The organism is Streptomyces sp. NPDC007945 (genome assembly GCF_042958885.1).
Lineage (GTDB): Bacteria > Actinomycetota > Actinomycetes > Streptomycetales > Streptomycetaceae > Streptomyces.
Map to the genome: position 1 here is coordinate 1 of NZ_JBIBJV010000019.1, position 18,246 is coordinate 18,246.

An 18,246-nucleotide genomic window follows, 5' to 3' on the forward strand; every position below is an offset into this window, starting at 1 on the left:
CGCCGCCATGCACAACCTCGCCCGCACCGGGTGAACCGACAAGTCAAACATCCCTCCGGCCTGCCCGAAGCGGACCTTCTGCAACACCCTTTAGAGTCGTGGCCGTGACCGAACCCCTGCCGAGCGAGCCCCTGAAGGACTTCCTGAACACCATACGAGCTGGCGACGTCCGTACCGGCCCGGTCATCAGCGTCGAGGACCAGGAGGTACTCGTCGAACTGGAGGGGTTCTCCGGCCCCGGTAAGGCAATGGGGCGTATCCCTCGCGGTGATGTGACCCGCAAGGCGATCGGGCATCCAGTCGAAGCTGTGAGCGTCGGGCAGCGCCTCACCTTCGAAGTGATAGGCGTCGACTGGCGGCTGGAGTGCGTCTGGGCCTCCGCTTCGGCGTGCGAGGACCCGGCTCTGCGGGCATTCCTTCTTGGCCTTCGGTGCGGAGCAACACACCAGGGCACGGTGCAGAGCGTCCACAACTTCGGTGTGTTCGTGAACCTCGACGGCGAACCGGCCGATCAGTGCACCGGTTTCATCAGGGGCCCGGAACTGAGCTGGCGGCGGATCGACCATCCCGAAGACGCTGTCGCGGCGGGCCAGCGGGTCGTAGGCGAGATCATCGACGTAGACACCAGGCGTGGACAAGTTCAGCTATCGCTGAAGGCTCTCCACGAGGACCCGCTCGTTCCCTTCGCCGACCAAGCAGGCCTTGCCACCACCGGCCGGGTCACCAAGCTGATTCCGTTCGGGGCCTTCGTTCGCATCACCGACGGCGTCGAGGGCCTGGTGCACAACGCCGAGTTCCGTGCCGAGCCTGTCGAGCACCCCGGTCAGATCGTGAGCGAGGGTGACGAGATCACCGTACGGATTGTCGAGGTCGACCTCGTGCGCCGCCGCCTCACCCTGTCCGCCAGAAATCTGCCGCAGCCCCGGATGCGGCACAACTCGTAGGACCAGGCGCTCTGGGGGAGGAGGATCTCGAAGCGGTGAACGCGGCCCACCACTACCAGGGAGGAGAGATCGGCAGGGGACTCCAGCCGGGTCTCACCGGGCATCCCCTTCACCGCGAGGTCGCCGGCTCGCCGCAGGACCAGCTCCTGGGCGCCGCAATCCTCGCGCACACCGCCTTCATCCCGGGATGGACCGGCGACCGGCAGGACGCGGTGGAGCGGATGACGGCCGCGCGGACCTACGCCCGGCACGGGCCCGCATCTGCGGCGCTTCTCGCGCGGTTCGACGCCGTCGAGGCCGTCGACGAGACCCGATGCGGCCACTCTCAGACCGCGCTCACCCTCCTCAGGCACGCTGAGGACGCCCTAGGTTCTGTCCGGCGGATCATGGTCGGAGCCAGAGTCTGATGGCGGCTGTGGTGATGGTGCCGTGGAAGACGTAGGCGCGTTTGTCGTAGCGGGTGGCGACGGCCCGGTGGTGTTTGAGCCGGTTGATGGTCCGTTCGACTTCGTTGCGGCGCTTGTAGAGCTCGCTGTCGAAGCCGGTGGGCCGTCCGCCCTTGCTCCCGCGGCGTTTGCGGTTGGCCCGCTGGTCCTTCGGTTCTGGGATCGTGTGCTTGATCTGGCGTTTTCGCAGGTGGCTGCGGTTGCGGCGCGAGCTGTACGCCTTGTCGCCGCTGACGTGGTCCGGCCTGGTGCGTGGGTGTCCGCCGCCGGGCCGGGCGACACGGATGCGGGCGAGGACTTCGGTGAACTGGGGTGCGTCGCCCCACTGTCCCGGGGTGAGCAGGAGGGCCAGCGGGCGGCAGCCGCCTTCGCCTGCGAGGTGGATTTTGCAGGTCAGGCCGCCCCGGGACCGGCCGAGTCCCTCGTCGGGGCGGTGGTTTCGGGGCGTCGTTCTTTTTTCGGGACCTTCGGGGTGGTCTTGCGGGCCCCGGCCGCGTGCTGGTGGGCCCGGCACGTGGTCGAGTCGACGCCTACCATGCTCCAGTCGAGCCGGCCCGCCATATCGGTATCGGCCTGGACGGCCCGCAGGATCCGGTCCCAGGTGCCGTCGGCGGACCAGCGCCGGTGGCGTTCGTAGACCGTCTTCCAACTGCCGTATCGCTCGGGAAGATCCCGCCACGGGACCCCGGTCCGCACCCTGAACAGGATCCCGTTGACCACCTGCCGGTGGTCACTCCAGCGTCCGCCTCGCCGACCGGCGGCAGGCAGGTGCGGCTCAAGCCGCACCCACTCCGCATTCGTCAGATCACCCCGCCCCACGCCCGGCATAACGATCGGACAAGCGGACAGTCACAAGAACCGCCGGACAGAACCTAGGTGCCGTCGACGGCCCATCTGATCAGGCGTTTGTGGGCAGTCTGGAACGGGCCGAGCTCGTTCGGCAGGTTCCGCCAGGGCGAGTTGGTGCGGTACTTCCAGGCGATGGCCTCAAGGGGGCGGCGGTGGTCGGCCCACCGCCGGCCGCGGACCGGATCGGCCGGCATCAGCGGCTCGATCCGGTCCCACATCGCATCAGTGATCACTAATCGGACGGACACATCCGATCAACAGATCAACCCATCAAAGAGACACGCTCTAGCGGGGCTGTCCTTCGTAGATGCCGTCCCACTGCAGTTGGACGTCGGAGAGGTCAGGCAGGCCGTCGCCAGATGGACCGTCCTTGAAGTGGATGGGGCTCGCCGCTGTCAGGAAGGCTCCGCCGGTAGGCGGCTGGTCGGGGTTGGGGTTGGCAGTCCAGGGCGGGGGTGGAAACTGAGGAAGATCGCCGCTTGCCTTCGCCGGCTGCGACGTCTCCCACGTGAACGGTCCGGCCAGGTCACCCCACCGATCGCAGGTCATGGTCATCGACTGCAGCCACGTGTGCACAAGGCCGCCCGGCCCCTCCTGCAGGGTGCTCGGGGGCGACACTTCGATGGTGGGGAGGGTGAGCCGGACCTCTCCCAACAACCGGTTCTGGGCCGCCATGATGAAGTCCAGGGTCTGCAGTTGGACGGAGTCCGCGCCTCCGGCAAGGACCTCGACCGAGATTCTGCCGGTGAAGTTCAAGCGGGGAAGGGGCGGAGGCAGCGGCACCACCAAAGTGGTGCCGAAGGCATGCATTTCCATCTTGAAGGTCTGCCCGATGGCCGGCAGCAGCGCGGCGCGCTGAGCCGCTCGGGCGTTCGGCCCACCGGTCAGCAGCAGTCCCGTGCCGGCGAGGGCGACGGCCGCGTGGCGCAGCACCTGGCGTCGGCCCAGAGATGTCGGTGAAGGAGTCACGTCGAGGCAGTATCGGCTGCTCGACAGCAACCGAACCACTTACGACACGCATCATCACCCAGACGGGTGGCAGAACCGGTCACCCAAGTTCGGCGGCAAAGGTCCAACTGCAGCGCCACAGGACACCGAGCTCTACACCGCACCTGTCGAATGGCCACAGCCCAATACCCATCACGGCGAGGGCGGGAGTCGATCGGGCGATCGCTTTCCCGCCGCTCATGCGGGCCCGTCGGTTGGGCTGGCCAGGCGGCCGCGGTTGGGCGGTGGGACCAGGGGGGAAGAAGTTGGGTGTCACACTCTGGTAGCGAGGAGTTCGCATGTCGGGCAAGGCGCAGGTGTTCACCGAGAAGGACTATGGCGGAGCGCGTGCTGACCTGGATGTCGGCCATTACAACCTGGGTTCGGGCACCGGGTCTGTGGGAGAGGACACCATCTCGTCTTTGAAGATCAGCCCTGGTTACCGGATCACCGTCTACAAAGATCGCGACTGCGCGGGAGCCAGTTGGACCTTCACCACCGACACCCCGTCCCTCGACTACCTGGACGACGCGGTCTCGTCGGTCTCGGTTGAGGAACGCCCCAGCGGCTTCCCTGACTCCGTCGTTTTCGTCGCGCCGCCGCCCGTCAGCTAGGGTCTGTTGCAAAGTGGATCTTGTTCGTTCTTGATCACGTCTTGTGGGACGTGGGGTGACGAATGGCCAGTGGGCCCGGCTTGAGCCGCTGCTGCCGCAGGGCATCAAGCCGGGGCGTCCGCAGGTGTGGACGCGGTGGCAGTTGATAGACGGCATATGGTGGCGGACCCGGACCGGTGCTCCGTGGAGGGACGTGCCCGAGCGATATGGGCCGTGGGGCCGGGTCTACGACCTGTTCCGACGCTGGCAGCGAGACGGAACCTGGGCCAGGATCCTCACCCGGCTTCAGGCCGAGGCGGATGCGAACGGCCTGATCACCTGGGACGTCAATGCCGACTCCACCGTCTGCCGGGCCCACCAGCATGCTGCCGGGGCGGCGAAAAGGGGGACCTTCAGAAGGAGCCGCCCGGCGGAGTCTTCGATGAGCCGGCGGACCACGGTCTCGGACGTTCCCGCGGCGGGCTGACCACCAAGGTCCACCTTGCCGTCGAGCAGGGCAGAAACCCTTGTCCGTGGTGATCACGGCCGGGCAGCGGGGCGACTCCCCGCAGTTCGAACCGGTCCGGACGCTTGCTCGGCCTGGGCAGGCCGAGCAAGCGTCCGGACCGGGTGCGGGCCGACAAGGCGTACGACTCCCGCCAGCTCGCGCCGCAACCGCAGCCACCTGCGAAAACGCCAGATCAAGCACACGATCCCAGAACCGAAGGACCAGCGGGCCAACCGCAAACGCCGCGGGAGCAAGGGCGGACGGCCCACCGGCTTCGACAGCGAGCTCTACAAGCGCCGCAACGAAGTCGAACGGACCATCAACCGGCTCAAACACCACCGGGCCGTCGCCACCCGCTACGACAAACGCGCCTACGTCTTCCACGGCACCATCACCACAGCCGCCATCAGACTCTGGCTCCGACCATGATCCGCCGGACAGAACCTAGCCGCTGGCAACGACTACGCGTCACCAGCGTGGCTGGACTGGTTCAGCCCGATCCGTCTCCAGGCCTTCAAGGGCCACACCCAGCTCACGGCCGGGCACCTGCCGCAGGCGCGCGAGACACTGCTCCTGGTCCTCGACCTCCTGGAGCCGAGCGAGGACGAACAACGCGCGGTGATTCTCGGCGACCTGGCCGCCGTAGAGGCCGCCGACCGCAACCCGGAGAAGGGTGCGAGGACGCCGTCGTGACCCTCGAACAGCTCCGCCGGACCTGGTACAGCACGGGCATGGACCGCGTCCGCGACGTGCGGCGAGCGCTCACGCCGTGGCAGCACGAACGCTGCGTCCGCGCGACCTCGACGACCGGCTGTACGGCTGGGAGACGACCGTCAGCGCCCTCGGCCGTTGAACTGGATGATGTTGCCGGACAGCTCCACAAGGCTCTCGACTCGGAATGTCGGGAGCTTCTCGGCTTCCTCGCTGTTCCACTGGATCGTCGCCCAGGGGCCACGGCGCACGAGAGCCGACTCCATCCCCACCTGCACGGCCGGCCGCAAGTCGTTGTCCAGGCGGTCGCCGACGTACAGGATCTCCGCGTTCTCGAAGGGCACGACCTCGGCGACCCGGTGGAAGAACTCGACGTCGGGCTTGGACGCGCCCCAGTCGTCCGAGGTGCCGATGAAGTCGACATCCTCGGAGAACAGCTCGCGGAGGATCTTCCCCGCCCGCACGGTCTGGTTACCGGCAATGCCGAGCCACAGCCCGTCGGCGCGGAGCTGCGCGAGCGCCGGGCGGACGTCCGGGTAGAGGTCTTCCTCGCCGAAGTGCTCCGGCTGGCCGGCGGCGGCGCGGGCCTCGCGCTGCTCGTAGAGGTCGAAGCCCGGCTGGAACTCCTGGAAGACATCCCGGTAGTCGCGCCCCTGGGCGATCACGGCGCCGAACATGGCCGCGAACGTGTGGCGAGGCACCCCGAGCCAGTCGGCCCAGGTGCCGTACTCCCTGGTCTCATCCACCAGGCACTCGCCGACGTCGAACACCACTGCACGGATCTCGCTGCTCATGCGGCGATCCTACGTAGCCAGGTCACTGGGTGTCAGAAGAGACGGCGGCCGCACACGCCATGGCGGGCTGCCGCCGTCGGCCGCTGGGGCCCACCGGACACGCTTCCCTTAGTGACGTAGTGTGATGAATACTCGCCGACGGTGATATCGAGGGTGGTCAAGGCCGCCTTAAGACCTTGATTGCCGGGCAGCAGCCTCCACACCAACGCCCATGAGGCCCGCCGCACCCTGGACTTCGCCCTGACCTGGAGGGAACCCCCCGCACCCGGGGCCTGATCCCCTACGGCGCCGACCGCACCGTCGACGCCCGCGACCCGCCCGCGCTACCCATTCCTCGCAGGAGCCGTTGATGTGCTCCCCGCCACGTGGCCTCGACGAGGCGCTCGAGAACCTCGCCGTCGCCGGCCTTCACCACGGCCACGCCGTCGGCCGGCCTCCGGTCGCGCAGGCGGGCGTGCTCGATGGCCCCAGCCCTCGGGGGCGGACACACGGGACGGCCGGGTTTCGCTCACGGTTCGAACGGGGGCGGACCCCGCCATTCCAGCCATATCGAACGCCCTGATAGGACGGCGTACCCCGGCTAGCCCGCAGGCAGGCCGGGGTGCCGGGGGCGGCCGGAAGGCAGCGGGCCGCACGGCACAGGTATTGCCGGGTGCCGGTGCCCCTGACAGTGTTCGGCGCGCCCCGCGCTCACCGGGGCACGGGTCAGACCCCGAATCGGCTTCCCGCTGTTGCCCGCGACTGAAGAACGAACCGACCAGGAGTGCCCGCCATGCCGCGAACGACCTTCCGTGTTCCCCGCGCACTGCTCGCCACCGCCGCGACGACCGCCCTCGCCGTCGCCACGGCCCTCACCACGGCGACCGCCCCGGCCGCCGCCGCCCCGACGGCCGAGACCGGGACCGCGCAGACCACTTCGGGCTTCTGGGCGTGCTCCGTCCCGTCCGGCTACACGTACACCTCGTCCCGCAGCTCCTACACCTGCTCGGGAGGCAGCAGCTACCGGACCACGGAGTTCTACGTCCAGCCGCCCGTCGACGGCCTCTGGGCCTGCACCACCATGCCCGGCTACACCCACACCGGGGTCATGAGCAGCTACACGTGCTCCGCCGGCGGCAGCTACACGACCAACCAGTTCCTGCTGAAGAAGCCCGTGACCGGCATGTGGGCCTGCTCCGTCCCGTCAGGCTTCACGTACACGGCCTCCCAGCAGAACCACACCTGTTCCGGCGGCGCCAGTTACACCACCACCCAGTTCCTGCTGCAAGCCCTGTAGGCACCGAGAGCCCCGGGCCCGGACGCGCTCGCTGACGAGTTCGGTCTCCGGCCACGACCAGACCTGCTTCGGGCTGCCCCGCTGCGCAGGTGACGGTGTCCAGGCGGATCACGATCCCTCGACGATGGGAAGCGTGCCGTCGGCCCCGGCCCAGGACGAGCGGCGAGTGAGCTCGGGTTGGAGCCGGCCATGACGGTGCCGTAGAGACGTGGGCCGGCGACGGGCTCGTCGAAGGGGCGCCCCGCGTGTTGGGCTGTCCGAAGACGAACTCGCCGTCGTGCCGGGGCGGATGGCCTTCGGTGCGAGGCTCACACGACGGTGCAGGCCTGCGCAGGATCGGTCCGGGCGCACCCGGACCAATACCCGCCCCAGCAGGTCCTGCAGCCGAAGACGAGGGGGTGCTTGTCGCCCGCCCCCGGCACCGCCGCCGACACCGTCCTTCCTCATCGATGCGGTGGCCATGCAGGAGCCGACCTAGGCTCGGGGAATAAGACGTGCCGTGCCGGCCTGGAGACTTGTCCTGCGGCAACAGTGTGAACTGCTCACTCTTTCGCGTGCGGGCGTAAGTGTGCAACGCTGAAAGGACACGAGACCGGCCGCCGCCAGGCGCGGCGGCCTTTGGGACTCGGGAGTTGCCCCCACCCAGGGCACCCGGACCCGCCATCGTCGTCCACCCCCTATCGAACCAGGGGTGTTTCGTCCATGGGCTCATCAACCCCCGGAAGGGGGCGCGCCCAGCATGAACGTCACCACCACGATCACCGGCACCAGCGCACGTCTCACTCCGCAGGGTGAGATCGACTTCTACACCCTGTCCCCTCTGCACACGGCCGTGGACCGGCTGCCGGCCGGTGTCGTCGACCTGCTGTGGGACCTGGAACATCTGTCCTTCACCGACGTGGCCGGCCTGCGGGTGCTCTTCAGCCCCACCCCCCATAGCGGCCCGCACCGCAAGACTGCCGTGGCCAACCTGCGCGATCAGCCCCTGCAGCTCCTGCTCGTCGCCGCCGGCCTGTTCCCCACCGCCTACGACCTCTCGCGCCTCATCCCCGACACCCCCGCTGGTTTCACGGCTTTCGGGTCCTGAGTCCGTGCCGGGCCCGCCCGGTGACGTACGGCTCCACAGCAGCGTCACCTGGCGCGAGCACATCCCGTGGGGAACCTCGTGCTCGTTGACCGCTTCTCTCCGGCCTCGTCTCCTGCGCCTGGCGTCCCGAGTGTCCGGTGGGTGTGGCAGCCGTTTTGCGGGGCAAGCGGGTAGTGAGCGCTTGGGGGCGCTCGTACGATGCAGGGCCTGCCGACCTCCCCCTCCGGCGGGTCCTTGGGTGGAGGAGGAGCGGCCCGCACCGTGTGAGGTGCGGGCCGCTCGGCGTATGAAGCGGCGAGGTCCGGGCGGCCGGTCAGTAGCCCCGGTTGGGGCGGGATGGGTCGCTGAGCCCAGTGGGGTGCGGCGAGGCCCGTTCGGCGGTCCTGCCGCGGGTATGCGGGCGTCCGCCGTTCTTCCATCCCGGCATCCGGGCGTCCGCCGTTCTTCCAACCCGGCATCCGGGCATCATCGTGCTGCCTTTGACGGGGGAGTTCGAGGCCGAGGGCAGGGTCTGCCCTGGGTGAGGCCACTCGGGCGCGGCCGGGGGGTTCAGGTGATGGTGCGGTTGGCCGGGTGTGCGGCGAGCGCGGCGTCGGCGCTGGGGTGGACGGGCAGGAAGGAGTCCATCCCGGTGACGCTGAGCAGGCGGCCCAGCCGATCGGGGATGGCCGCCAGGGTGAGGGTGCCGCCGGCGTCTTTGGCGCAGCGCCAGATGCCGACGAGGGCGCCCAGGCCCGAGGAGTCGCAGAAGGTGACCCCCGCCAGGTCGGCGACCAGGTCGGGGTGGCCGTCGGCGATGAGTTCCAGGGCCTGTGCCCGGACGGCGGGCGCGGTGGCGATGTCGAACTCGCCGGACAGTGCCATGACGGCCAGGGTGCCGTCGGTGTGTGGGACGTCGATGTGGAAGGCGTCGGTCATGGGCGTCGGTTCTCCTGCCCGACGGGGGTGTCGGCGGTCGGGGCTGCGGCGCTGTGGGCGGTGGTGGTGATGCCGGAGGGAGCGGCATCGGGGGTGGGGACGGACAGGGCCAGCAGGGCGACGTCGTCGCGTTCGGTGTCGGGGAGGGTGTCCAGGAGCGCGACGGTGTCGTCGATCAGGCGGCCGGCGCTGATGGGCGCTCGGCGCTGGGTCAGGAAGTCGGCCAGGCCCGTGTCGTCGAGCATGCGGCCATCGGCGGTGCGGGCCTCGGTCAGCCCGTCGGTGTACAGCAGCAGGCCCTGGCCGGGTGCCAGGTGCAGCGTGCGTGAGGCGAAGGCGGCTTCGGCGAACGCGCCGACCAGCATGCCGCCCTTGGCGCGGACCGCCTCCACCCGCACGCCGTCGTCGGTGGGGCTGAGGTGGTAGGCGGGCGGGTGTCCGCCGGTGGCCAGCGTGACCGTGAAGCCGCCGTCCTGGGCCGGATCGAGCAAGCCGAAAATGGCGGTGCAGAAGCGGGTGCCGACCGCCGCGTCCAGCAGCAGCGCGGAGTTCAGGGCCTTGAGCGCGGCCGTGGGATCGGCGTCGACGAGGGCTGCGGCTCGCAGCGTGTAGCGGGTCAGCGAGGTGACCGAGGCGGCTTCGGCGCCCTTGCCGCACACATCGCCCAGGAAGAACGCCCACCGGCCCCCGTCCACGGGGAAGACGTCGTAGAAGTCCCCGCCCACTTGCTGAGGGGAGGCGGTCTGGTAGTGGCAGGCCAGTTCCAGCCCCGGTACCGCGGGCAGTGCCGGGGGCACCAGGGTGCGCTGCAGGGTGGAGGCGAACGCGGCGATGGCCGCCTTGTCCCGCTCCGCGCGCCGACGGGCCTCTTCCTCCGCCTGGCGCTTCTCCTGCTCGGCGCGGACCACGTGCAGTGCGGACAATCGCAGTTCCAGCTGGTCACGCACGACCGCCGCGAGGTCCGCCAGCGTGGCCGAATCCGCCTCGCTGATCTCGCGGGAGCGGGTGTCCAGAACGTTGACCGTGCCCAGCCGGTGCCCGTCGGCGGTGATGATCGGAGCGGCGGCGTAGAACCGTACCCCCATCGGGCCGGCGACCAGCGGGTTGGAGCAGGCGACCGGATCGAGCAAGGTGTCGGGGATGACGGTGACGTCATCGGTGAGCACCGCCGAGGCGCACAGGCCCGGATCCCGGCCGATCTCGGTGACGCCTTCCAGGCCGTGCGTGGCCTTGAACCAGATCCGGTCCTCGTCCACGATCGTCACCGTCGCCACCGGCACCTCGAAGAGGCGCGCGGCCAACGCCGCGACTCTGTCGTAGGCGCCGTCCGGAGGAGTGTCGAGAATGTCGTAACGGCGCACCGCCGCCATCCGCGCCGCCTCGACCGACGCGACCGGAGTTTCCTTCGGTGCTATCGCGGGCGGGCTCACTTGCTCCGGCATGTCCCTCGTCTCGTCATCCCCCCAGGAAGGCACCGACCAGACAGCCAGCACCCCGAAACCCTACCGAACACTCCAGCGTCACCGCTCAGGAGGCGCCGCCGAGCCGCCGGCCCAGAAGCAGGCGGAAGAAGCCGAACCGCAGGGCGGGAGGCATACGCGGCGACCGGCGGGAAGCGGCGGCGTCGTGCCGGTCAGCGCCCCGGCGGGCGTGCGCGAAGTGTCCCGAGCGGGCAGGTGCCCATCCCGCCGGCGGTGCGGGCCTCCGGCGTACCGGCGGCGGGCGCGAGGTTGCGATCGGGCGGTTCAGTGAGGCCGGGGGCCCGACGGCGACGGAGGGCAACCAGGCGGCGGCCGCAGCGGCTGGGGCGTATGCCGGGGGCTCACGCCGGCGGCGGCTCGGTGGCTCCACGAATCCCTCGACGGCCTCGCCGCCCTGATCGGCCGGCCCGTACGCTGGGACCACCGCTTCCCCGGAGAGCCGGCCGTGTGGCCCGAGCCGACGCCGCTCTCGTCGCACCGGTGACTTTCAACACGCCGGCCTCGTGGGCGCTCGGGCCCAGGGGCAGCCGGCTCGTCGGCGTCGTCGCCGAAGGTATCGGCAAGCGCATCCCGATGGTGACCATGCCGTGCGTCAACCGGGCGTACGTCGCGCACCCGCGGTTCGAGCGGTCCACCGAGACAGGCCACCGGGTCGCCTTCGTCGGCAGGACGGTCGCCCTCAGGTGAGGCATCATCCGCCGCCTGGCTGTCACCCCCGATCGTGCCGTGAGTCGGGGGGCGTGGCGGTCGCATTGCGGGGCCATGAAATCCGGCCACCGTTTTCGGCCGTCTCAGCGGCGTGGCGCACTGCTGCCGGACGTAGGGAAACACCAGGTCGCTGCGGGTCCACAGACCGAGTCGGCGGCCTCTGGCGAGGCCTCTTCGGGGCTTTTCGGCGAGGGTTGACCAGGGGCGGAGTCGCTGCCAGGCTCCGAGCCATGACCGCGAACGCACTCTTCGTTCCGCGGCTCAACATCCCCGGCCCGTGCACCGCGCCGGGCGGGTGTCCGGGCCGCTGTCCGGCCCCGTACCGGGCCTGAGCCCGGCTGCTCCCGGCCCCCCACGGCCGGACCGGGCCTGAGTCCGGCTGCTCCCGGCCCCGACAGCCGGAAGGGCCCCGCCCCGGAGGCCGCTCCGCCTCGTGCCCCCGCTGACGGGTGCCTTGGCGGCCTCGGTTCCCGTGGCCAGGCCCGGCGTCTCCTCGTACCCGCATCGCGCCTTACCGCGCCGCCTCCTGCTTGCCGGGGCGGTCCGTATCTCCATTTCCTCCGCTGCGGAAACAACTCATCCGCCTTGAACAGGGAGTTCTCATGGCCACTGCCACTGCCACTGCCACGACCGCCACCACCTCCGTCACCGTCGCGAAGATCGGAGGCCGCCTCGGAGCCGAGCTCGGCGGCGTACGGCTCGCCGGAGACCTGCCCGCCGACACCGTCGCCGAAATCCGTGCTGCGCTCCTCGCCCACAAGGTCGTCTTCTTCCGCGGGCAGGACCACCTCGACGAGGCTGGTCACGAGGCCTTCGCCCGGCTGCTGGGCGCCCCGGTCGCGCACCCCACAGTCCCCTCCGCGGACGGGCGTTACGCCCTCGGCATCGACTCCCACCACGGCGCACGCGCCAACCAGTGGCACACCGACGTCACCTTCGTCCCCGCCTATCCGGCCTTCTCCATCCTGCGGGCCGTCACCATCCCCCCGTACGGCGGCGACACGCTGTGGGCCAACACCGCCACCGCCTACGCCCACCTCCCGGTACCGCTGCGGTCTCTCGCCGACAGCCTGCGCGCCGTCCACTCCAACGAGTACGACTACGCCGCCCTCAGGCCCGACGCGCTGCCCGAGGCCCTGGCCCAGTACCGCGAGGTCTTCACCTCCACGAAGTTCCTCACCGAGCACCCGGTGGTCCGCGTCCACCCCGAGACGGGTGAACGCACCCTGCTGCTCGGCAACTTCGTCCAGCGCATCAAGGGCCTCACCGGCCGCGACTCCCGCCTCATCCAGGAACTCCTCCAGGCCCACATCGAGAGCCCCGAGAACACCGTGCGCTGGCAGTGGCAGGCCGGCGACGTCGCGATCTGGGACAACCGCGCCACCCAGCACTACGGAGTGGACGACTCCGACGACCACGAGCGCACCCTGCGCCGCGTCACCGTCGACGGTGACGTCCCGGTCGGCCCCGACGGCGAGCCTTCCCGCCTGCTCAGCCCTTCGAGCGTTCCGGAACCGGCCTTCGGCATCGCTTCCGGCGCCTCGGCCCCTGCCGCGGGCGCCGCCGCGAGCACCACCGCCTGACCGTCCGTTCCCGTACGACGCCCAAGGAGCCCCCGTGCCCCAGCTGCTCGCCATCACCGGCAGCCCCTCCGCCCACTCCCGAACCGCCGTCGTCGCCGACCACGTGCTGCGCCGCCTCTCCCACTCCGGCTTCGAGACCGCGCACCTCGCCCTCCGTGAACTCCCCGGCGCCGAGCTGCTCTCCGCCCGCCGCGACGAGCCGGACATCCGCCGGGCCCTGGACGCCGTGGCCGAGGCCGACGGCATGGTCATCGCGACCCCCGTCTACAAGGCCTCGTACACCGGACTGCTCAAGGCCTTCCTCGATCTGCTCCCGCAGGACGGCCTCACCGGCAAGACGGTCCTGCCGCTCGTCACCGGCGGCAGCCTCGCCCACGTCCTGGCCATCGACTACGCCCTGCGTCCCGTACTCGCCGCTCTCGGGGCCCGGCACGTCACCGCCGGCCGGTTCGTCCTGGACGCCTCCGTCGAGCGCGACTCCGGCCGCGGCCGACTGCGGCCCGAGGTCGAGCTGGACCTCTTCCACGCCGTCGACGAGTTCGGGGACGCCCTGCGCGCCGCGGACGCCACGGCGCTCACCACCACCGCTCTGACCGCCGCCCCGTAATCAGCCCCGCCCGCCCCACGACCAGTACCCCCAAGGACCCGTCATGCCCACAGCCCTCGCCTCGACCCCCACCTCCCGACGCCAGTTCCTGACCCTGCTCGGCATCTCGGCGGCCGCGGTGAGCTGCGGCACCGCCAGTGGCAGCGGCTCCGGCTCGCAGGTCAAGACCCTGAAGTACCAGGGCTCGGTCGGCGCGGTCACGCTTCCGGAACTCGCGGCGGACCTGGGGTACTTCGAAGACGTCACGCTCGAATGGATCGGCAACACCACCAGCGGCCCCCAGGACATCCAGGCCGCCGCCACCGGCCAGACCCACTTCGGCAGCGCCTTCAACGGCGCGGTGATCAAGCTCGCCGCCGGGAAGGCGCCGATCAAGGCCGTCATCTCCTCCTACGGCTCGGACCGGCACTCCTACGCCGGCTACTTCGTCCTGGAGGACAGCCCGATCCGCACCGCCCGCGACCTGATCGGCAAGAAGGTCGGGATGAACACCCTGGGCGCCCACTACCAGGCGTTGCTCGACACCTACCTCAGCCGCAACGGGCTCTCCAAGGACGACGCGGCCAAGGTCGAGGCCCTGGTCGTGCCGCCCGTCAACACCGAACAGGCCCTGCGCGCCGGGCAGATCGAGGTGGGGGTGCTCACCGGCATCCTGCGCGACAAGGCCGTCGCCTCCGGCGGCATCCGTCCGCTGTTCACCGATGTGGAGCTGCTCGGGCCGTTCAGTGCGGGCACATACATCATGACCGAGCGCTTCATCAAGCAGAACCCGGACACCGTACGGACCTTCGTGACGGGTGTGGCCAAGGCCATCGAGTGGTCCCGCACGACGCCCCGCGAGGAGGCCGTCGCCCGGATGACGGCGATAGTCGAGAAGCGCGGCCGCAACGAGGACACCACCGCCCTGCAGTACTGGCGCTCCTACGGGATCGCGGAGACGGGCGGACTGATACCCGACAAGGAGTTCCAGCTCTGGCTCGACTGGCTCGGCGAACGCGGTGAGATCGAGAAGGACCGGTTCACGCCGTCCGACCTCTACACCAACGAGTTCAACGGCTACGGAAAGGCCTGACCGGACATGGCAAAGATCGTGTTCGAGGGAGTGCGCAAGGCCTTCGGGGACTTCACCGCTCTCGACGGCATCGACCTGGAGATCCGCAACGGGGAGTTCCTCGTGATCGTCGGTCCCAGCGGCTGCGGCAAGTCCACGCTCCTCGACCTCCTCGGCGGACTCTCGGCCCCCACGGCCGGGCGGATTCTGCTCGACGGCGAGCCGGTCACCGGGCCGGGTCTGGACCGGGGCATCGTCTTCCAGCAGTACGCGCTGCTGCCCTGGCGCACCGCCAGGGGAAACGTCGAGTTCGGCCTGGAGGCCACCGGTGTGCCGCGTCGGCAGCGCGCCGCCCGCGCGAGGGAGTTCCTGGACCTGGTCGGGCTGACCGGCTTCGAGGACCGGCATCCGCACCAGCTCTCCGGCGGCATGCGCCAGCGCGTCGCCATCGCCCGCTCGCTGGCGTACGACCCCGACGTGCTGCTGATGGACGAACCGTTCGCCGCGCTCGACGCGCAGACCCGCGAGTCCCTCCAGGACGAGCTGCGCCGCATCTGGCAGAGCACCGGAAAAACGGTCGTCTTCATCACTCACGGCATCGAGGAGGCCGTCTACCTGGGGCAGCGGGTGGCCGTCATGACCTCCCGGCCCGGCCGGATCAAGGAGGTCGTCCCGGTCTCCTTCGGCGACCGCGACGGACTGCTGGGGGAGGCCCTGCGGTCCAGCCCGGAGTTCGCCCGCTACCGGCACGCGATCTGGAACCTCCTCCACGACGAGGTGGCCCGCGCCCAGCAACTGGAAAAGGAGGCGGCAGCCGCATGACCACCGGAACCGACACCACCGCACCGGCGCCCGCGGGCCTCACGGCCTCGGCTCCGGCCGAGAACACCCCCGCCGTGGGGACCGCCCCGGCCGGAGCCCCGGTCCTCAGGCCACCGGCCCCGGAAACCGCGGCGGCGGCACCCGCCCCCGCCTCCGCCCGGACGAAGTCCGGCGCACTGGCCGTCCTACGCGCTCTGAAGGCCGTCGCCGTCCGGACCGCCGCCCTACTCGCCCTGACCGCCCTCTGGGAGATCGCCCCGCGCGCCGGCCTCGTCGACGCCACCTTCCTGCCGCCGATCAGCGAGGTGGCCGTCGCATGGTGGGAGCTGGCCGGCGACGGCCAGCTCGCCGACCACACCCAGGCCAGTCTGATCCGCTCCTTCGGCGGCTTCGCCATCGCCGTGGCCGTCGCCATCCCGCTCGGCCTGCTCATCGGCTGGTACCGGCCCCTCGCCGACTTCCTCGGCCCCCTGCTGGAAGTCTTCCGCAACACCGCGGCCCTCGCCCTGCTCCCGGTCTTCGTGCTGCTCCTCGGCATCGGCGAGACCTCGAAGGTGTCGATCGTCGTCTACGCCTGCCTCTGGCCCGTCCTGCTCAACACCATCAGCGCCGTCCGCAACGCCGACCCCACCCTGGTCAGGCTCGCCCGGTCGATGGACCTCTCCACGCCCCGCCTGTTCCAGAAGGTGATCCTCCCGGCCTCCGTGCCGGCGATCTTCACCGGCATCCGGCTCGCCGGCGCCGTCTCCATCCTCGTCCTCGTGGCCGCCGAGATGATCGGCGCGAAAGCGGGACTCGGCTATCTGATCAACGCCTCGCAGTTCAACTTCGCGATTCCGCAGATGTACGCGGGCATCATCACGATCTCCGCGATCGGCGTCGCCTTCAACCAGCTCCTCGTCACCACCGAACGCCGCCTCAGCCTCTGGCGCGTCCCCTCCTCCTCCTAGGAATCCCCACATGACCGACCAGACGCCCCGGACCCTCCACCTCAACGCCTTCCTGATGAACGCCGGACACCACGACGCCGCCTGGCGACACCCGGACAGCAGCCCCGAGCGGATCACCGATCTGCGCTACTTCCAGGAACTGGCCCGCACCGCCGAACGCGGACGGCTCGACTCGATCTTCTTCGCCGACGGGGTCGCGCTCTGGGGCAAGGCCCGCTACAACGCCCTGGGCGGCTTCGAGCCGCTCACCCTGCTCTCCGCGATCGCCGCCGTCACCGAGCACATCGGCCTGATCGCCACCGTCTCCACCACCTTCAACGAGCCCTACAACCTCGCCCGCAAGTTCGCCTCCCTCGACCACATCAGCGGCGGCCGCGCCGGCTGGAACATCGTCACGTCCGGCAGCGTCGACGAGGCCCGCAACTTCAACCGCGACGAGCACCTGGAGCATGCCCACCGCTACGAGCGGGCCCGCGAGTTCCTTGACGTCACCACCAAACTCTGGGACAGCTGGGAGGACGACGCGATCGTCCTCGACAAGGAGCGCGGCATCTACGCCGACACCGACAAGCTCCACCCCGCCGCTCACCGCGGGAAGCACTTCGGCGTCGCCGGCCCGCTGAACGTGCCCCGCTCCCCGCAGGGCCACCCGCTCCTGGTGCAGGCGGGCTCCTCCGAGGACGGCAAGGAGTTCGCCGCCCAGTACGCCGAGGCCGTCTTCACCGCCCAGCAGACCCTCGCCGACGGCCAGACCTTCTACAAGGACCTCAAGTCCCGGCTCGCCCGGTACGGCCGAGCCGAGAGCGACCTGCTCGTCCTGCCCGGCATAGCCCCCGTCATCGGTTCCACCGAGGCCGAGGCCAAAGCCCTCCAACAGCGACTCACCGACCTCCAGATCCCCGAGTACGGCCTCGCCCAGCTCTCCGGCATGCTGAACGTGGACCTCACCGGCCTGCCCATCGACGGCCCGCTGCCCGAACTCCCCGACGAGCGGGACATCAACGGCAACAAGAGCCGGTTCACCCTCGTGGCCGAGCTCGCCCGCCGCGACGGGCTCAGCCTGCGCGAGCTGATCGCCCGCCTCGGCGCCGGCCGCGGCCACCGCACCTTCGCCGGCACCCCCGAGCAGATCGCCGACCAGCTGGAGGAGTGGTTCACGCAGGGAGCCGCCGACGGCTTCAACATCATGGCCCCGGTCCTGCCGACCGGCCTGACCGACTTCGTCGACCACGTCGTGCCGATCCTCCAGCGCCGCGGCCTCTTCCGCACCGAATACACCGGCCGCACTCTCCGCGAGAACTACGGCCTCCCGCGTCCGGTCAACCGCTACGCACGGGACGGCGTAGGGGTGAACCGGGAGAGGCCGGCTCACCACGGACGCTGAACGGTTGATCCAGCCCCTGCAGCACCCCACCGCGCGCAGGGCCGGCCCACCTCAACGCCGACCTCACCACTGCAGGTCACGGCTCTGTGAGCATCCTCTTCGATGATCCCGATGAGGTTTGTGCCAGCCCGCGCCGCCCGCGTCGATACGGCGCACGCGGGCGGGGCCCCGCGCCCAGCGCGCTCTGGGCTCGGTGTTAGCGGCCCGTTCCCCTCTCTTACGTAACGGGTTCTCCCGCAGCTCAGGCCTGGGGCGCCCCCGCTGCTGTGCTCTTCGGCCCCGCGGTGGGTATAGCAGTGATTCGCTACCGAAAAACAAGGGTTTAACCACTAGGCGGTGTCTTCAAATGATCGCCGTTGGTGGATCATAGGGTCGTGATACGTCGCCATGAACTGTCGGATGCCGAGTGGGAGTTCGTCCGGCCGTTGCTGCCCGAGTCGTTGCGGGGACGCAAGCGGCTGGACGACCGCAGGGTGCTGAACGGGATCGTGTGGAAGTTCCGGACCGGGACGGCCTGGCGGGATGTGCCCGAGCGTTACGGGCCGTG

18 protein-coding genes and 3 pseudogenes are annotated in these 18,246 nt (G+C 70.1%); 15 read left to right on the forward strand and 6 right to left on the reverse strand.

What is annotated here, in order from left to right; translation table 11 throughout:
- The first annotated feature begins 104 nt into the window (after nt 1-104).
- Both ACFZCF_RS31700 and ACFZCF_RS31705 read left to right on the forward strand, forming a co-directional pair.
- Nucleotides 105-944: a S1 RNA-binding domain-containing protein gene (locus tag ACFZCF_RS31700; RefSeq protein ID WP_391290561.1), complete on the forward strand. Its 840-nt coding sequence runs from the start codon at nt 105-107 to the stop codon at nt 942-944.
- A gap of 35 nt (nt 945-979) precedes the next feature.
- On the forward strand, nt 980-1,351 hold the full coding sequence (locus ACFZCF_RS31705) for a hypothetical protein (protein WP_391290563.1): 372 nt from the start codon (nt 980-982) through the stop codon (nt 1,349-1,351).
- Here ACFZCF_RS31705 and ACFZCF_RS31710 read toward each other — a convergent pair.
- The 3 genes and pseudogenes from ACFZCF_RS31710 to ACFZCF_RS31720 all read right to left on the reverse strand — a co-directional run bounded on the left by ACFZCF_RS31710 (nt 1,329) and on the right by ACFZCF_RS31720 (nt 3,208).
- A protein-coding gene (locus tag ACFZCF_RS31710; RefSeq protein WP_391290565.1) for an IS5 family transposase occupies nt 1,329-2,209 on the reverse strand; the annotation gives its coding sequence in 2 pieces (ribosomal slippage) (nt 1,329-1,849 and nt 1,849-2,209; 882 coding nt in all). The genes ACFZCF_RS31705 and ACFZCF_RS31710 overlap by 23 nt on opposite strands.
- A gap of 56 nt (nt 2,210-2,265) precedes the next feature.
- A pseudogene (locus tag ACFZCF_RS31715) lies at nt 2,266-2,487 on the reverse strand (transposase); the annotation flags it as partial.
- Between the two features lie 37 nt (nt 2,488-2,524).
- Entirely contained in the window at nt 2,525-3,208 is a 684-nt protein-coding gene (locus ACFZCF_RS31720) for a hypothetical protein (protein ID WP_391290567.1), read from the reverse strand.
- A 317-nt stretch (nt 3,209-3,525) separates the two neighbouring features.
- On the opposite strand from ACFZCF_RS31720, the gene ACFZCF_RS31725 reads away from it, so the two are divergent.
- The 3 genes and pseudogenes from ACFZCF_RS31725 to ACFZCF_RS31735 all read left to right on the forward strand — a co-directional run.
- Entirely contained in the window at nt 3,526-3,840 is a 315-nt protein-coding gene (locus tag ACFZCF_RS31725) for a hypothetical protein (protein WP_391290569.1), read from the forward strand.
- A 43-nt stretch (nt 3,841-3,883) separates the two neighbouring features.
- A pseudogene (locus ACFZCF_RS31730) lies at nt 3,884-4,756 on the forward strand (IS5 family transposase).
- A gap of 15 nt (nt 4,757-4,771) precedes the next feature.
- A pseudogene (locus ACFZCF_RS31735) lies at nt 4,772-5,180 on the forward strand (transcriptional regulator); the annotation flags it as partial.
- Here the strand turns inward: ACFZCF_RS31735 and ACFZCF_RS31740 are convergent.
- Nucleotides 5,161-5,832, reverse strand: a complete 672-nt coding sequence (locus ACFZCF_RS31740) for an HAD-IA family hydrolase (RefSeq protein WP_391290571.1) — start codon at nt 5,830-5,832, stop codon at nt 5,161-5,163. The pseudogene ACFZCF_RS31735 and the gene ACFZCF_RS31740 sit on opposite strands and share 20 nt — an antisense overlap.
- A gap of 772 nt (nt 5,833-6,604) precedes the next feature.
- On the opposite strand from ACFZCF_RS31740, the gene ACFZCF_RS31745 reads away from it, so the two are divergent.
- The gene (locus tag ACFZCF_RS31745; protein ID WP_391290573.1) at nt 6,605-7,108 is read left to right on the forward strand and encodes a hypothetical protein; all 504 of its coding nucleotides are present in this window, start codon (nt 6,605-6,607) and stop codon (nt 7,106-7,108) included.
- Nucleotides 7,109-7,847: 739 nt separating this feature from the next.
- Nucleotides 7,848-8,195 (forward strand): STAS domain-containing protein, encoded by a 348-nt coding sequence (locus ACFZCF_RS31750; RefSeq protein WP_391290574.1) that lies wholly within the window; start codon nt 7,848-7,850, stop codon nt 8,193-8,195.
- Nucleotides 8,196-8,744: 549 nt separating this feature from the next.
- Here the strand turns inward: ACFZCF_RS31750 and ACFZCF_RS31755 are convergent.
- Nucleotides 8,745-9,113 carry an anti-sigma factor antagonist gene (locus ACFZCF_RS31755; protein WP_391290576.1) on the reverse strand — a complete coding sequence of 123 codons (369 nt, stop codon included), beginning with the start codon at nt 9,111-9,113 and terminating at the stop codon, nt 8,745-8,747.
- A complete protein-coding gene (locus ACFZCF_RS31760) occupies nt 9,110-10,555 on the reverse strand; it encodes a SpoIIE family protein phosphatase (RefSeq protein ID WP_391290578.1) in 1,446 nt (481 codons plus the stop codon). Before ACFZCF_RS31760 ends, ACFZCF_RS31755 begins: the two co-directional genes overlap by 4 nt.
- A 519-nt stretch (nt 10,556-11,074) precedes the next feature.
- Between ACFZCF_RS31760 and ACFZCF_RS31765 the strand changes: the two genes are divergently transcribed.
- The 8 genes from ACFZCF_RS31765 to ACFZCF_RS31800 all read left to right on the forward strand — a co-directional run.
- Complete coding sequence (locus ACFZCF_RS31765; RefSeq protein ID WP_391290580.1) at nt 11,075-11,281, forward strand: hypothetical protein; 207 nt, start codon at nt 11,075-11,077, stop codon at nt 11,279-11,281.
- Nucleotides 11,282-11,904: 623 nt separating this feature from the next.
- A complete protein-coding gene (locus tag ACFZCF_RS31770; protein WP_391290582.1) occupies nt 11,905-12,885 on the forward strand; it encodes a TauD/TfdA family dioxygenase in 981 nt (326 codons plus the stop codon).
- Between the two features lie 34 nt (nt 12,886-12,919).
- A complete protein-coding gene (ssuE, locus tag ACFZCF_RS31775) occupies nt 12,920-13,492 on the forward strand; it encodes an NADPH-dependent FMN reductase (RefSeq protein WP_391290584.1) in 573 nt (190 codons plus the stop codon).
- A 43-nt stretch (nt 13,493-13,535) separates the two neighbouring features.
- Nucleotides 13,536-14,564, forward strand: coding sequence for an ABC transporter substrate-binding protein (locus tag ACFZCF_RS31780; RefSeq protein WP_388449599.1), 1,029 nt, complete (start codon nt 13,536-13,538; stop codon nt 14,562-14,564).
- Between the two features lie 6 nt (nt 14,565-14,570).
- Nucleotides 14,571-15,365, forward strand: coding sequence for an ABC transporter ATP-binding protein (locus ACFZCF_RS31785; RefSeq protein WP_388449598.1), 795 nt, complete (start codon nt 14,571-14,573; stop codon nt 15,363-15,365).
- Nucleotides 15,362-16,315, forward strand: coding sequence for an ABC transporter permease subunit (locus ACFZCF_RS31790; RefSeq protein WP_391290585.1), 954 nt, complete (start codon nt 15,362-15,364; stop codon nt 16,313-16,315). Before ACFZCF_RS31785 ends, ACFZCF_RS31790 begins: the two co-directional genes overlap by 4 nt.
- Before the next feature lie 10 nt (nt 16,316-16,325).
- On the forward strand, nt 16,326-17,699 hold the full coding sequence (locus ACFZCF_RS31795) for an NtaA/DmoA family FMN-dependent monooxygenase (protein WP_391290587.1): 1,374 nt from the start codon (nt 16,326-16,328) through the stop codon (nt 17,697-17,699).
- A gap of 374 nt (nt 17,700-18,073) precedes the next feature.
- On the forward strand, nt 18,074-18,246 hold a 173-nt coding region (locus tag ACFZCF_RS31800; protein WP_391290588.1), incomplete at its 3' end, for a transposase.

Coding starts and splice junctions, on each gene's coding strand:
- ACFZCF_RS31780 (WP_388449599.1), top strand. CDS start 13,536: ATGCCCACAGCCCTCGCCTCGACCCCCACCTCCCGACGCCAGTTCCTG.
- ACFZCF_RS31790 (WP_391290585.1), top strand. CDS start 15,362: ATGACCACCGGAACCGACACCACCGCACCGGCGCCCGCGGGCCTCACG.
- ACFZCF_RS31725 (WP_391290569.1), top strand. CDS start 3,526: ATGTCGGGCAAGGCGCAGGTGTTCACCGAGAAGGACTATGGCGGAGCG.
- ACFZCF_RS31740 (WP_391290571.1), bottom strand. CDS start 5,832: ATGAGCAGCGAGATCCGTGCAGTGGTGTTCGACGTCGGCGAGTGCCTG.
- ACFZCF_RS31755 (WP_391290576.1), bottom strand. CDS start 9,113: ATGACCGACGCCTTCCACATCGACGTCCCACACACCGACGGCACCCTG.
- ACFZCF_RS31750 (WP_391290574.1), top strand. CDS start 7,848: ATGAACGTCACCACCACGATCACCGGCACCAGCGCACGTCTCACTCCG.
- ACFZCF_RS31770 (WP_391290582.1), top strand. CDS start 11,905: ATGGCCACTGCCACTGCCACTGCCACGACCGCCACCACCTCCGTCACC.
- ACFZCF_RS31795 (WP_391290587.1), top strand. CDS start 16,326: ATGACCGACCAGACGCCCCGGACCCTCCACCTCAACGCCTTCCTGATG.
- ACFZCF_RS31785 (WP_388449598.1), top strand. CDS start 14,571: ATGGCAAAGATCGTGTTCGAGGGAGTGCGCAAGGCCTTCGGGGACTTC.
- ACFZCF_RS31760 (WP_391290578.1), bottom strand. CDS start 10,555: ATGCCGGAGCAAGTGAGCCCGCCCGCGATAGCACCGAAGGAAACTCCG.
- ACFZCF_RS31745 (WP_391290573.1), top strand. CDS start 6,605: ATGCCGCGAACGACCTTCCGTGTTCCCCGCGCACTGCTCGCCACCGCC.